Annotated in this window: 17 protein-coding genes and 2 pseudogenes; all 19 read left to right on the forward strand. The window is 72.5% G+C overall.

The features are described from left to right. Positions 1-297 precede the first annotated feature (297 nt). Entirely contained in the window at positions 298-552 is a 255-nt protein-coding gene (locus OIM89_RS10990) for a hypothetical protein (protein ID WP_030699765.1), read from the forward strand. A 98-nt stretch (positions 553-650) separates the two neighbouring features. Then, positions 651-839 (forward strand): hypothetical protein, encoded by a 189-nt coding sequence (locus OIM89_RS10995; RefSeq protein WP_030699766.1) that lies wholly within the window; start codon positions 651-653, stop codon positions 837-839. 85 nt (positions 840-924) lie between these two features. Next, on the forward strand, positions 925-1,104 hold the full coding sequence (locus OIM89_RS11000) for a hypothetical protein (RefSeq protein ID WP_264491194.1): 180 nt from the start codon (positions 925-927) through the stop codon (positions 1,102-1,104). Between the two features lie 94 nt (positions 1,105-1,198). Beyond that, positions 1,199-1,441: pseudogene (locus tag OIM89_RS11005) on the forward strand (DUF6284 family protein); the annotation flags it as partial. Between the two features lie 605 nt (positions 1,442-2,046). After that, a complete protein-coding gene (locus OIM89_RS11010) occupies positions 2,047-2,418 on the forward strand; it encodes an HIT family protein (protein WP_264491195.1) in 372 nt (123 codons plus the stop codon). Further along, positions 2,415-3,770, forward strand: a complete 1,356-nt coding sequence (locus tag OIM89_RS11015) for a hypothetical protein (protein ID WP_264491196.1) — start codon at positions 2,415-2,417, stop codon at positions 3,768-3,770. Before OIM89_RS11010 ends, OIM89_RS11015 begins: the two co-directional genes overlap by 4 nt. After that, positions 3,770-4,096, forward strand: coding sequence for an RRQRL motif-containing zinc-binding protein (locus tag OIM89_RS11020; RefSeq protein ID WP_264491197.1), 327 nt, complete (start codon positions 3,770-3,772; stop codon positions 4,094-4,096). The genes OIM89_RS11015 and OIM89_RS11020 overlap by 1 nt, the downstream gene beginning before the upstream one ends. Before the next feature lie 11 nt (positions 4,097-4,107). Next, positions 4,108-4,500, forward strand: coding sequence for a DUF3307 domain-containing protein (locus tag OIM89_RS11025; RefSeq protein ID WP_264491198.1), 393 nt, complete (start codon positions 4,108-4,110; stop codon positions 4,498-4,500). 16 nt (positions 4,501-4,516) lie between these two features. Further along, a complete protein-coding gene (locus tag OIM89_RS11030) occupies positions 4,517-4,666 on the forward strand; it encodes a hypothetical protein (protein ID WP_186009356.1) in 150 nt (49 codons plus the stop codon). A gap of 109 nt (positions 4,667-4,775) precedes the next feature. Next, positions 4,776-5,159: a DUF6251 family protein gene (locus OIM89_RS11035; protein ID WP_264491199.1), complete on the forward strand. Its 384-nt coding sequence runs from the start codon at positions 4,776-4,778 to the stop codon at positions 5,157-5,159. Positions 5,160-5,242: 83 nt separating this feature from the next. Continuing rightward, the gene (locus tag OIM89_RS11040) at positions 5,243-5,428 is read left to right on the forward strand and encodes a DUF6257 family protein (protein WP_264491200.1); all 186 of its coding nucleotides are present in this window, start codon (positions 5,243-5,245) and stop codon (positions 5,426-5,428) included. Between the two features lie 120 nt (positions 5,429-5,548). Continuing rightward, positions 5,549-7,687 carry an ATP-binding protein gene (locus OIM89_RS11045; RefSeq protein ID WP_264491783.1) on the forward strand — a complete coding sequence of 713 codons (2,139 nt, stop codon included), beginning with the start codon at positions 5,549-5,551 and terminating at the stop codon, positions 7,685-7,687. A 290-nt stretch (positions 7,688-7,977) separates the two neighbouring features. Continuing rightward, positions 7,978-8,670, forward strand: a complete 693-nt coding sequence (locus tag OIM89_RS11050; RefSeq protein ID WP_264491201.1) for an SAM-dependent methyltransferase — start codon at positions 7,978-7,980, stop codon at positions 8,668-8,670. After that, positions 8,667-8,879 carry a hypothetical protein gene (locus OIM89_RS11055; RefSeq protein ID WP_264491202.1) on the forward strand — a complete coding sequence of 71 codons (213 nt, stop codon included), beginning with the start codon at positions 8,667-8,669 and terminating at the stop codon, positions 8,877-8,879. The genes OIM89_RS11050 and OIM89_RS11055 overlap by 4 nt, the downstream gene beginning before the upstream one ends. Then, positions 8,876-9,706 (forward strand): bifunctional DNA primase/polymerase, encoded by an 831-nt coding sequence (locus tag OIM89_RS11060; RefSeq protein WP_264491203.1) that lies wholly within the window; start codon positions 8,876-8,878, stop codon positions 9,704-9,706. The genes OIM89_RS11055 and OIM89_RS11060 overlap by 4 nt, the downstream gene beginning before the upstream one ends. A 2-nt stretch (positions 9,707-9,708) precedes the next feature. Then, on the forward strand, positions 9,709-11,193 hold the full coding sequence (locus tag OIM89_RS11065) for an ATP-binding protein (RefSeq protein WP_264491204.1): 1,485 nt from the start codon (positions 9,709-9,711) through the stop codon (positions 11,191-11,193). Positions 11,194-11,641: 448 nt separating this feature from the next. Continuing rightward, positions 11,642-11,845: a helix-turn-helix transcriptional regulator gene (locus tag OIM89_RS11070; RefSeq protein ID WP_047140885.1), complete on the forward strand. Its 204-nt coding sequence runs from the start codon at positions 11,642-11,644 to the stop codon at positions 11,843-11,845. A gap of 72 nt (positions 11,846-11,917) precedes the next feature. Continuing rightward, complete coding sequence (locus tag OIM89_RS11075) at positions 11,918-13,177, forward strand: tyrosine-type recombinase/integrase (protein WP_264491205.1); 1,260 nt, start codon at positions 11,918-11,920, stop codon at positions 13,175-13,177. Next, a pseudogene (locus tag OIM89_RS29980) lies at positions 13,165-13,331 on the forward strand (phospholipid carrier-dependent glycosyltransferase); the annotation flags it as partial. The gene OIM89_RS11075 and the pseudogene OIM89_RS29980, both read left to right, overlap by 13 nt. Positions 13,332-13,337: the final 6 nt, after the last annotated feature.

The following is a 13,337-nucleotide window of genomic DNA, read 5'->3' on the forward strand; positions in this document are numbered from 1 at the left end:
GGGACACGCCACCGACTCAAAAGAACCGCTTAGGCACGCCTGATGCCGCCACCCAAGACGTCTGGGACTTCGGACCTCCCCAGACCGAGCGGCGCCTAGCGAAGACGAGATCCGAACACCGCCATACCTCTCCGCCGCTGATCTGCGGCGGCCGGTTGCCTCCCCTGCCCGTCCGGCTCGCCTTCGTGGTGGGGCCGTACGGGCGGGGTCGAGGGGAGCCGGGCCGGAGCTTTCCGGCAGCTCTGCACTTTCGATCAGGTCCCGGAGTGCCCGGGGCCGCTGACCTCGCTCAAGGAGATGGCTATGGGGATTTCCCGCAGGACTCAGAAGATCCTTGCTCGCCACCAGGACGACGTGAAGTGCTACCAGCGCGCACAGAAGTTCGGCATGCCCGAGGAGGCCAAGAAGTGGCGTCAGCGGCTGCTCGCTTCTTCCCAGGAGGTTATCGAGTCCAACCGTCAGGACCAGGTGGACCGCGAGCGACAGCAGCGCGAGGAGGAGCGGCGTCAGCGTGAGAAGCAGGGGCGCGGCTTCAACTGGTTCGGCAACTGACTGACGGGTGCCCGTCACCGCCCGCCCTCCGGTCAGCCGGGGCCGGTGGGCGGTGGCGGGGGCCCGGACAGTCCGGCCCCTGGACCAGGGGAGATCACATGTCCCGTATCAAGGGCGCCTCGCTCGCCGAGGTCGTCACCCGCCACCTGCACGCCGCCGGCCGCACGATCGCCGGTGAGAAGGGCGGCCGGGCCGCGAACGCGGTCACCTCCGCCGTGGGCCTGGGCCGCATCGACATCTGCGACAACCCTGCCTGCCCCGACTGCGCCCCGACCGACCGCGCCTGACGGGTGCCCGTCGCCACCCCGCCCGCTGCTGGTGCGCGGGGTGGCGGTGGGGACCCGGACAGTCCGGTGTCTGGAGGGAGCGAGCGTGTCGAAGTTCCGCATCACGTCACAGCGCAAGACCGACTACAGCCTGCCCGTGAAGACGCCGTTCGGCTGCTGCGCGTACTGCCACCGGCCGATCGAGAACGAGGGCATCCGCAGCGCCCACAAGAGCTGCGCCGACTCCGCCGGGGCCGCCTGGTCCGGTCGCCGCCGTCGTCGCTGACCACCCACCACACATCCCGCGAACGGCGAGCGGCCCCGAGATGAGACCTCGGGGCCGCTCCTGGGCCGTTCCTCGCGAAAGGACCTGTAGACCCATGGAGCACATCGTCACCCTGGCGGCGGCCGTTACGGCGTTCGCGCCGTGGCTGGAGCCGACCGACGCCGAGCTGGCCGCGATCGAGGCTGAGGCCCCGCTCATCGCCGCCGAGGTCGAGGAGCTGGACACCGTCATCGCCCTGATGGACCGGCCCGTCAACGAGCTGGACACCCGCCGCGCCCGCCGGGCCCACGCCCGGGTGCTCGCCGCCCGCGCCGCGCTGGCCAACACCGGGACGGGGGGAAGCCGCATGATGCCCACCGCCCCCGCCAAGCCCGACATGCTCCTCGACCACCGGGGCGCCGCCAAGACCAGCCGCGAGTCGACGCTCACCTACGAGCAGGGCCGCCGCAGTATCGCCTTCCACGAGGCGGCCCACGCCGTGGTCGCCATGTCCTACGGCATGCACATCACGACCAGCGAGGTCATGGCCTGGTCCCCCGAGCCCGGCCAGTTCTCGGTCACTGGCCGCACCGGCATCGACTGCCACGCCACCCCGGCCTGGCACTTCGCCACGCAGTGCGCCGCCGGCGAGGTCGCCCAGGTCCAGTACCTGATGGTGTACGGGCTGTGGACGCCGGAGCGGGCCGCCGCCTGCTCCGCCGAGCACGACCGCGAGCAGGCCATCGACATCGTCACCGAGTGCGGCGGCCAGCTCGCCCGCCACCACGTGCCCCTCGGCGGCAAGTCCTGGGCCCAGGTGCGGGGCATCGCCCGGCGCCGCGTCGGCTTCCTGTGGCGCGAGATCCGCACCACCGCCCACGCCATGAACGAGCGGACCGTCCTGACCGGCGACGAGATCGCCGACCTGACCGGCCTCACGAACCCCCCGTTCGGAGGTGCGGCGTGACCGCCTCCTGCGTGTTCTGCGCGATCACCGCCGGCCGCGCGCCGGCCCAGGTCGTCAAGGAGTGGGACGACGCGCTCGCCATCGTGCCGCTCGGCCCGGTCACCGCTGGCCACGTCCTGGTCATCCCGAGGGTCCACGTCGCCGACTTCGCCGACGACCCCGAGGTCACCGGGGCCACCGCCCGCCGGGCCGCCCAGCTCTGCCGTGACCTGCACCTCGTGCACGCCAACCTCATCACCAGCAGGGGCGCCGAGGCCACACAGACCGTCTACCACCTCCACCTTCACCTCGTACCGCGCGCCGCCACCGACGGGCTTGCCCTGCCGTGGGACGGCGTGCGCACGACCGCCGAGGAGGCATCCCGATGAGCGCGGTCGATTACCGGGCCGAGGCCCGCGCCGACAAGGCCGCTGTCGCCGAGCAGCGCCGCCAGGACGCCGCCGCCGCCGAGCAGCGCCGCGCGGCCCGGCAACTCGCCGACGACGAGCGCGCCGCCCGCCTGGCCGCCCAGCAGGCCGCCGACAAGGCGCGCCGCAAGGAGGAGAAGGCGTCCTGGCGGCGGGAGAAGCTGACTCCGCAGAACGTCTACCGCACCGGCACCCTCGGCCTCGTGGTCGCCTCCGGTCTGGCGTCGCTGCCGGCGCAGGTGATGCACTTCGTGGAGATCTCCCCGATGCTGCTGCCCCTGCCGCTCGCCCTGGAGGGGGCGGCGTGGGTGATGGCGGCCGGGGTCGCGTTCGCCGACGCCCGCCAGCTCGCCGCCCGCGTCCGCTGGATGCTGCGCGCCTTCGTCGTCGCCGCCGCAGGGTTCGCCGCGTGGATCAACTACGGCTACGGCAGCCACCTCGACGGCCTCACCCCGGCCCAGCAGACCACCGCCGGAGTCGGCCTGGCCGCCGTCACCCTGCTGGGCCCGCTCCTCTTCGAGATCCGCCAGTGGGTCTCGACTCTGGCGGCCGACGAGGACGAGACGCCCGACGCCCGCGCACGGCGCCGCCACGCCCGACTCCGGCGCCGCCACCACCGCGCGGTCGCCCGGACGGCCGGTCGACTCCTGTCCGCCGCCCCGGTCGACTCCCTCACCGAGGAAGACGCGTGGGCGAGGGCGTGGGAGATCGAGCAGGGCGCCGACGAGCCGGGCATGACCCCGGACCTGGTCGCCCGCCGCGTCACCCGCACCGCCGCCTACCAGGCCGCCGAACACACCACCCGAAACAGCAAGAAAAAGGGCTGGTTCGGTCGAAACCGGTCGACCCCTGACCTGCACGAAACCCCCGACCCCGCCCCGGTCGAGGCGGAGTCGGCGGAGGAGATCGCTCCGGCTGCGGCTCCGGCCGTCGTGGAGCCGGTCGACGGGGCGGCGGTGGTGAACCTGCCCAAGCCGGTCCCGGCCGGCTTCCTGAAGTCGACTCTCGACCTCAAGCCCGTCACCTCCCGGCCGTCCCGTCCGGCGCGTGCGCTGGCCGCCGAGTCGACTCGACCGGCCCGCCGGGTCACGCACCGGGTGCCCGACTCCGCCCGCACCCGCCGCCCGACCCGCACCCTCGACCAACTCCTTGCCGAGGCCCGCACCAAGACGGCCGACTGGTCGACCGCCGACCTGACCGCCGAGGCCATCCGCCGCGAACTCGGCACCGGCGCCGCCCGCGCCCGCCAGCTCCGCGACACCCTCCACGCCGAACGCAGCGCCACCGCCGCCCGAGCGGGCGAGGCGGCCTGATGGCCACCCTGCCCGTCTACCCCTGGCACCTGGCCCCGCCCGGCCTGGCCACCCGCCGCCAGCTCCGCGCGATGGGCCTGCGGCCCGGCGGACAGCCGGTCGTCGCCGAACTCCAGCGCCCCCGCAGGCGCGGCCGTCCCCCGCTGGTCGGCTACCTCTACCGCGTCGACCAGGCCAAGCCGGTCCGGCCCATGACCGAGGGCCGCGCCCGGGCGCTGGCTGCCGCGCTTCGGGCCCGGCGGATCTGCCCGCAGTGCCGACGCGACGCCGGCTACTGCATCCCCCGCACGCTCGGGGCCTGCGTGCCCTGCGCCGACAACCACTGACAGGAGTACCCGTGTTCGCCGAGGTGCTGTTCCTGCTCTACGTCGGCCACCTCCTGGCCGACTACCCCCTTCAGACCGACCACCAGGCCACCCACAAGGCCGACCCCGGACGCACCGGCTGGACCGCCAACGCCTCGCACGCGGCCGTGCACGTCGCCGTGTGCGCGCTCCTCCTCGCGGTCGGCTCGCTGGTTCTCGGGTGGCGCCTGCCGATCCTGCCCACCCTCGCCGTACTGGTCTGGATCGGCACGACGCACGCAGTCATCGACCGCCGCCGCCTGGTCGCTGCCTGGATGCGGTGGGCCCGTCAGCCCGGGTTCGCCGCGCACGGCGGGGCCGCCCACGTCGACCAGACCGCACACATCCTCGCCCTCACCCTCGCCGCCCTCTTCCTCGCCGCCTGACCCCGAAGAAGTGCCCGTGCAGACCTGCCAGACATGCGGCGTCACCGCCGCCGCTGTGGAAACGATGCTCGACCCCTTCACCACCGCGCTCTGGCCCGAGAACGACGACCACGAGCAGATGACCCTGTGCCCGCTCTGCGCTCGTGACCGCTACGAGGAGAGCTGACCGTCCCGGCGCCCATGGCCGCTACCGGCCCGCTGCCCGCACTCCGGGTGGTGGGCCGGTGGTGTGCCACGGCCGCCCGGCCGACCACCGGACCCGCAGAGGAGACCCCGTGGAACCCACCCCGAACCTGCCGGCGCGGGCGGACATCGTCCAGCTCCGCGACGGCACCCACATCTACGCCGACCAGCTCCCCACGGCCTTTCAGCAGCAGGGGCAGCCGCAGGTGGTCCACATCCACCAGGCCGCCCCCGACCGCACCACCCAGCGCATCGCGCTCGGCACCGGCATCGGCGCCGGCACCGTCGCCGCCGGCGTCTACTTCGGCCCGCTCCTCGTCGGCGTCCTCACCTCCATGGCCATCAGCCTCGCCGTCGTCGCCCTCGTCGCCGTCGCCACCGCCTGGGGCCTGGTCACCGTAGTCCGCACCGTCGCCCAGGACGGCGACCAGGCCACCAAGAACCTCCGTAAGGCCCGGCGCCGCCGGGGCCGCTGACCGCCGGTTGCCTGTCCACCCCCGCCGCTACGGCCCGGGGGTGGGCGGGGAGCCGGACAGTCCGGCCTCAGATGGGAGCCCCTGTGCCCGCCACGCCCGAACCCACCCTGACCGCCTCCGAGAAGGCCAAGGCCGCCTGGCTCATCGGCCGGATGGCCAAGCGCGCGGTGGCCGGTCCCGAGGTCGACCAGAGCGACCTGGAGCGCAAGTTGGGCCGCCTCTTGGACGCCGCCCGCAAGCGCGAGGCCGAGGCGAAGTCCCCCCGCTGAAAAGCCGTCGGGGCGGCCTTCCCGGCCAGGAACCCGCCGCCCCGACGCCCGCCCCCTGTCCGCACGTGACGTGCAAAAGGAGACCCGCTCATCATGACCGACACCCTCCCCGAGGCCCCCATGGGCACCGTGCACCACCTGGACGACCACCGCCCCGAACAGCCCCCGATCTCCCTGGTCAAGCCCACCACCACCCCCGACCCCGCCACCGTCGACACGGCCCCCGAGGACGAGGCGCCCGCCAGGGTGTCGGGCAGCCGGCGGGTGGTGCGGGGCCTGCGGACGGTGGTCACCTCGGAGCGCACCCGCGCGTCGGTACGAGCGACTGCCCGCCACGGCGCCTACGTCGTCGGCGGCGCGCGCATCGTCACCCGCCGGGCGTGGGACTCGCGCTCGGCCGCCCGCTACGAGCGGATGATCCGCGCGGCGGAAGCCGCGGGGAACCACGAGCTGGCCCGGGAGTGGGAGGAGCGCGGCCGTGCCTTCCGCGCCGCCCGCCACCAGCGCCGCATGGAACTGCTCTCAGCGCCTCAGCGACTCGCCAAGGGCGCCGCCGCCGGCGTCGGCGTGACCGGGGGCGGGCTGCTGCTGCTCGGCATCATCCTCGCGGTCGCCAACGAGAACTTCGCCGACATCGCCACCCCCACCCTCGCCCTGGTCGAGCTGGTCCGGTGGATCGTCGTCATCGTCTCCGTGGTCTGGGGCCCGCTGGTCACCCTCGCCCCCTGGCTGGGCCTGCTCGCCCTGTGGGGCGTGGGCCGCCACCAGCAGGCCGCCCCGCAGTGGGCCCTGCCCACCAGCCAGCGCGACACCGGCGGCGCCCCCATCACCCCCTCCATCGTCGTCACCGCCCTGCGCGACCTCGGCGTGCCCGCCCTGCGCAAGGCCATCAAGGAGATGGGCGACGCCGGCGCCGCCATGCTCGGCCCCATCCGCATCGCCGGATGCGGCGTCGAAGTCGACGTCACCCTCCCCTCCGGGGTCTCGACCAACGAGGTGCAGGCCAAGCGCCGCAAGCTCGCCGAGAACCTCGCCCGCCACGAGCACGAAGTGTTCATCACCCTCCCCGAGGCCGCCCGCACCGTCCGGCTCTGGATCGCCGACAGTGGCGCTCTGGACGAGCCGATCGGCCCCTCCCCCCTCGCCATCGACGGCGACCTGCGCGCCTCCTACGCCAAGGGCCGCGCCCCCTGGGGCCAGGACCTGCGCGGGGACGCCGCCGCCCTGAGCCTCTTCCAGCGCCACATGCTGGTCACCGGCCTGTCCAACCAGGGCAAGACCGCCGCCGTCCGCGCCCTGGCCCTGTGGCTCGCCCTCGACCCCACCGTCGAGTTCCGCATCGCCGACCTCAAGGGCGCCGGCGACTGGGCCATGTTCGACGGCCTGGCCACCCTCCTCATCCAGGGCCCCACCGACGAAGACGTGATCGACGCGACCACCATGCTCGAAGACGGAGTCGCCGAGATGGAACGCCGCCTCACCGCCCCCACCGGCACCGGCCACCACCCGCTGGTGCTGCTGGTGGACGAAGCACAGGTCGCGTTCATGTGCCCCGCCGTCGGCGACGACAAGCGGCCCTACGGCGGCACCAAGGCCACCAGCCGCTACTTCATGGCCGCCCGCAAGATCCAGAACCAGGGCCGGGCCGTGAACGTCATGCTCTGGCAGGGCACCCAGGACCCCACCGACCAGAACCTCCCCAAGCTGGTCCGCGAAGGCGCCCACACCCGCGCCTCCCTGGTCGTCGGCACCGAGTCCCAGGCCCGCATGGCCCTTGGCGACAAGGCCGTCGACGGCGGCGCCGCCCCGCACCTGCTGCGCCAGGGCCTGGACAAGGGCACCCTCGTCGTCGCCTCCGACGGCATCGACATCCCCGCCGGACAGGCATCCATCACCGTGCGCACCCACTTCATCGACACCACCACCGCCACCGAGATCGCCGACCGGGCCAAGGCCCTGCGCGACGGCGTCACCACCCGCACCACCGCCGACCACAACAAGGACACCGACCCGCTCGCCGACATCGCCCACGTCCTGGGCACCGAAGCCCGCGTGCGGACCAAGGACGTCCTCGCCCGCCTCGCCACGCTCAACCCCGGCGCCTACGGCGACTGGTCGTTCATCGACCTCAAGCGCGTCCTCGACCACGCCGGCGCCGAGCCCTACAAGTCCGACGGCGTCATGGTCGTCTCCCGCGACCGCGTCACCCACGCCCTCACCAACCGCGACGGAACCGATTCCGCTTCCGCCACCGGATGACAGGGATCCAACCCACCACGGTCCAGGGAGGCAGGGAGAACTCCCTCACCGCCTCCCTGACCCACCTCCCTGGACCTGACCTGCGGAAATGATCAACCAGGGAGTCAGGGAGTCACCCACCTCCCACCTGCCGAAACCCCCTCCACACGGCACCCGGCACACCCCCACGCCGCCTCCCTGAACCGCGCCACCGAACCATTCCGCTTACGTCCGCCAAGACCGAGGGCGGCCCCTGTCTCGCCAAAGCCTGGGCCGCCCTCTCACACCCCGAAAACGGAGGCACCACCAGCATGACCCAACCCACCCCGATCCGGCGAGAGGGCCTGTCCCGGCCGCGTCTGCTGGACGCGTTCTGCTGCCAGGGCGGCGCCGCCAAGGGCTACGCCGACGCCGGCTTCGACGTGACCGGCATCGACCTCACCCCCCAGCCCCGCTACCCCTACACGTTCATCCAGGGCGACGCCGTCGAGTACATCCGCGCCCACGGCCACGAGTACGACGCCATCCACGCCTCACCGCCGTGCCAGCACGACAGCGAGTGCCAGCGCATCCAGGGCCGCACCCACCCCGACCTCATCAACCCCACCCGCGCCGCCCTGGAGACCACCGGGCGCCCGTGGGTGATCGAGAACGTCCCGGGCGCTCTGGCGAAGCTGCGGGAGCCGGTGCTGCTGTGCGGGCCGATGCTCGGCGTCCACACCTACCGGCACCGCTACTTCGAGCCCGGCGGCGGCCTCACCCTCCCCCAGCCCGACCACCCCGCCCACACCGTGCCGCAGGCCAAGATGGGCCGCCCCATCCCGCCCGGCCACTACGGCCACTACGTCGGCAACTTCTCCGGCGTCGACCGCGCCCGCCACGTCCTCGGCGTGCCCTGGATGAACCGCGACGGCATCCGCGAATGCATCCCCCCGGCCTACGCCGCCTGGGTCGGCCACCACGCCCTCACCCACCTCACCACCCCGGCGGAGGTGGCCGCATGAACGCCTCCAGCCCCCGCCAGGCGGTCCGCTGGCTGCACATCGTCGCGCCCCCGTCCCCCGCCGCGCCCGCGTCGGCGCGGTCGTGGTGCCAGTGCGGGTTCGAGCGCACCGCCCGCGACCGCGCCGGCGTCCCGGCCCTCATCGCCGCCCACACCGCCCACACCGCCGTCTGCCCGCTGTCCCACCCGGAAGGGAGCAAGGCCGCATGAACACCCACCTGACGACCGCGCTCGACCTGGCCGCCCGGGGCGTGCCGGTCCTGCCCCTGCGGGCCGGAAAGCTCCCCGCGGGCAACTGCCGCGCCTGCCGGGACAACGCGTGCGGCGGCCGGCCGAACATGAAGACCCCCGGCGCCTGCACCTGCCCCCGCCCCTGCCACGCCTGGGCCGCCGCCACCACCGACCCTGCCGTCCTTACCTCCCGCCCGTGGCGGGAAGTGTGGGCGGACGCGGCGGCGGTGGCCTGGCACCCAGGCGGCGCCGGGCTCACCGTCGTGGACCTCGACCACGCCGACGCCGTCGCGTGGGCCCGCGCCACGCTGCCCGCGACCCGCACCGAGCCCACCACCCGGGGCGAGCACTGGATCTACCGGGGCGCCATGGCGTCCTCGAACGGCGTGAGGGACGGCGTCGACATCAAGTCCGCCATGTCCTACGCCCGCTGGCTCGGCCCCGGCAGCGGCACCATGGCGCCGCTGCCGGACACGGTGCGCGCGCTGACCGACCGGAAGCCCGCCGCGCTGGCGCGGCCCGTCGCCGTGGCGGCGCCGGCCGGAGGCGGGGAGTGCCGCCACCGCACCCCCGCCTACCTGGAACGGGGCATCGCGATGGCCGAGGAGCGGATCACCGGGGCCCGGTCGGCGGTGCACCACACCGTCTACCGCACCTTCCTGGCCGTGCTCGCCGCGCACGGCCGCTGCGGCTGCCTCACCGACACCCACGTCGGCCGCCTGTTCACGGCGGCGCAGGCGAAGGGCGAGAGCCCGCGGCACTGCGCGGACGCCTGGGCCAACGCCACGACCGCACTGGGGATGTGACCATGTCCGAGGACGAGAAGAACCCGGCACGCGAGATCATCAGCGCCTACGCGCAGTCCCACTTCCGGTACTTCCGCACCGCCGACGGCACCGTCTACGCCCAGCGCAACGGCCACCCCGTCGCCCGCCCGATCCGCTCCCAGGGCACCACCGGCAGCCACCGCCAGGAACTCATGGTCGGCATGTACCAGGACGGCGTCGGCGTGTTCAACGGGACCGCGCTGAAGGAAGCCCTCGACCTGATCGAAGCGCTCGCGATGACCGAGACCACCCAGGCCGTGCACATCCGCGTCGCCCCCGGCTTCGACGGCGCGACCTGGCTGGACCTCGGCCGCGCCGACGGGCAGTCGGTCCGCATCCACCCCACCGGTTGGGAGATCACAGTTCCCGACCCACGTGAGGTGTGCTGGCGGCGCACCCAGCTCACCGGGGAACTGCCCCTGCCGGTCAAGGACACCGACGGCAAGGGCATCGACCTGCTGCTGAGGCTGTGCAACTTCGCCGGCGCGGAGACCGAGTGCCTGGCCATCGCCTGGCTCATCGGCTGCCTGGGCCCCAGCGTCCCGGTCCCGGCCCCGTTCCTCACCGGCCCCCAGGGCGCGGGGAAGTCGACGGGCGGGCGGATGCTGGTGCGGATCGTGGAAGGCATGAGCGGGGACCTGCGCCGGGCCCCGAAGGACGAAGAGAACCTGATCGCGGCCGTGGCCGCCGGATGGGTCACCGCCCTGGACAACCTCTCCCACATGACCCCGGACCTCTCCGACGCCATGTGCTGCATCGTCACCGGCGCCGAGTCCGTCAAGCGCGCCCTGTTCACCGACGGCGACGTACACCGGGCCCGCTACCGCCGCCCGCTCCTGCTCACCGGCATCGACGTGGGCGTCATCCGGCCCGACCTCGCCGAACGCCTCCTCCCGCTCCGGCTGGATCGACCCACGGTGCGGCGGACCGAGGCGGAGCTGTGGGCGGAGTACGAGGAGGTACTGCCCGTCATCCTCGGCTCCCTCCTCGACCTCACCGTCAAAGTCCGCGCCGCCGAGGCCGAGACCCCAACCGACCTACGGATGGCGGACTTCGCCCACCTCTGCGCCCAGCTCGACGCCGCCATTGGCCTCGGCGCCCTCGCCTCGTACCGGGCCCGCCTGGACGACCTCAACGACGATGTCATCGAAGGCGACCTGCTCGCACAGACCGTCCTCCAGTACGCCGACACCCTCACCCCAGGCAGCGGGCAGCGCATGACCTCCACGGAGTGGCTGCACGCCCTGAGCCACCTCTACAGCGGCGAGGAGCTGCGGGCCCTGCCTAAAGGGTGGCCGACCACCGGCAAGGTCCTCTCAGACCGCCTCAAGCGCCTCCAGCCCACCCTCGGCGCCCGGGGCGTCCTCATCGACAGCGGCCGGACCAAAGCAGGCCGGTACCTCGAAATGACCCGCCAGGCCGAACTCCGCACCACCGACCAGCCGGAGCAGAAGACAGCGTTCTGACCGCACCGGTACCGCGAGACAAGCAAGAGGAGCACCCGGCGCCGCGTGCTCCTCTTGCTGTTCGGCGCCGGCGGCGCCCTCAAAGGTCGCGCCCGAAGGGCTCCTCATTTCGCCTGAAGGGTCACCGCCACTACTACAGACCCCCCTCCCTTTTCCTAAGTAGGGAAGGTCTGCGTCACCTGCGTCACCCGCGACAGAAACCCGGCTCTGAGCAGCGCATACAGGGGTGACGCAGACGGCCGATCCTGCGTCACCCCTGCGTCACCTGCGTCACCCCTGCGACACCCGGTGACGCAGACGATGACGCACGGGTGACGCAGCCGCAATGCTCTGCGTCACCCGAAACCCGCAGGTCAGAGCCCCGGGTGACGCAGATGACGGAGGTGACGCAGAAATCCGCACATCGGACAGCATCGCCCCCGCCCCACAGGCCGACAGGAGACCGCCCATGGCCACCGCCCTGCCCGCCCGACTCCCCGAGCGCTATCTCACCCCCGAAGACCTCTGCCGCATCTTCAGCGTGCCGCTGGAGACCGTCTACCACTGGCGCAAGAAGCGCACCGGCCCGCCCGCTATCCGCATCGGGAAGCACCTGCGCTACGACCCCGCAGCCGTCCACGCCTGGACCACCCAGCTCACCGACGCCGCCTGACCCACACCCACCCAAACGAGGGGCCGCCCACCGGGCGGCCCCTCTCGTACGTTCCGGAGGAACCGCCACACCATGGCCGGCCACATCCAAGACCGCTGGTACAAGACCGAATCCGACGCCAACGGCAAGGCCCGCAGAGTCAAGACCGACCGCCACGGCACAGGCATGCGCTACCGCGCCCGCTACATCGGCCCCGACGGCACCGAGAGGTCGAAGAGCTTCCCCGACCGGCAGAAGCGCCTCGCCGAGCAATGGCTGACCTCGACGGCCGCTGACATGGCCCGGGGTCAGTACGTTGACCCGAAGGCCAGCAAGACCACCTTTCAGCAGTACGCCGAACAGTGGGTGGCAACCCATACCACCGAGGTGAACAGTCGAGAGGCTGCCGAGCGTCGCCTGCGGCTGCACGCGTACCCGTACATCGGAACGCGCCCCCTTGCTTCCTTTCAGCCTGGCCACATCAGGACGTGGCTCGGAGCTCTGGAGAACAAGGTGCCCGCTACGTCCCACCGGCGGATCATCTTCGGTACCGTGTCCGCCGCCTTCAGCGCGGCCGTGGACGACGGTCTCGTTGCGAAGAACCCCTGCAAGGCCAAATCGGTCCAGCGCCCGAAGCTGGGCCACGGGCGCGTGGTGCCGTGGACCGCCAGTCAGGTGTTCGCAGTGCGGGCAGCGCTCCCTGACTCTCTGCGGACCGTGGTGGACGTGGCCGCCGGGTGCGGTCTGCGACAAGGTGAGGTCTTCGGGCTCTCCACGGACGAGGTCGACCACGACGGCGGCTGGATCTCCGTCGAACACCAGCTCAAGCGGATTCGGGGCAAGTTCGTGTTCGCGCCGCCGAAGGGTGACAAGGTCCGGGACGTGCCGCTGCCGGCCAACGTCAGCGCAGCGCTCAAGGCACACGCCGAGGCGTATCCGCCGATCCTGGTGACTCTGCCATGGCGGCGCCCTGACGGGCCGCCCGTGACGAAGCCGCTCATCTTCGCAGGACCGGCTTCCAAGCACGTTCGCGTGAGCCACTTCAATGATCACGTGTGGAAGCCTGCGCTTGCCACCGTCGGCATCATCCGGCAACCGGCGCTCGGTGAACGCTACGCATCCGCTCCCGAACACGGCATGCACGCTCTGAGGCACTTCTACGCATCGGTCCTCCTCGACGCGGGAGAGAACATCCGGGCTCTGAGTCAGTACCTTGGCCACGCCGACCCCGGCTTCACCCTCCGCACCTACACGCACCTGATGCCGAGCAGCGAAGGCCGCACCCGCAGGGCCGTTGAAGGGCTCTACAAGGCCGCCCGCAAGCAAGATCACGGCCCAGAGGCGGCCCAGTAGGCCCCAGCGCCTCTTCCTGAGAGGCGAAACTGCTGGTCAGGAAGATTCCGGTACAGCGGTCCGAGGCTTCATCTACTTCTGGCCGCTGTACACGGGGGAGCCGATTCCGGTGGATCAGTGGCAGGGGAGGATGTGGCTGGATACGTGGGTGTAGTGGGGT

The sequence above is a fragment of the Streptomyces sp. BI87 genome, assembly GCF_025957665.1.
In the GTDB taxonomy this organism is placed as follows: Bacteria; Actinomycetota; Actinomycetes; order Streptomycetales; family Streptomycetaceae; genus Streptomyces; species Streptomyces albidoflavus.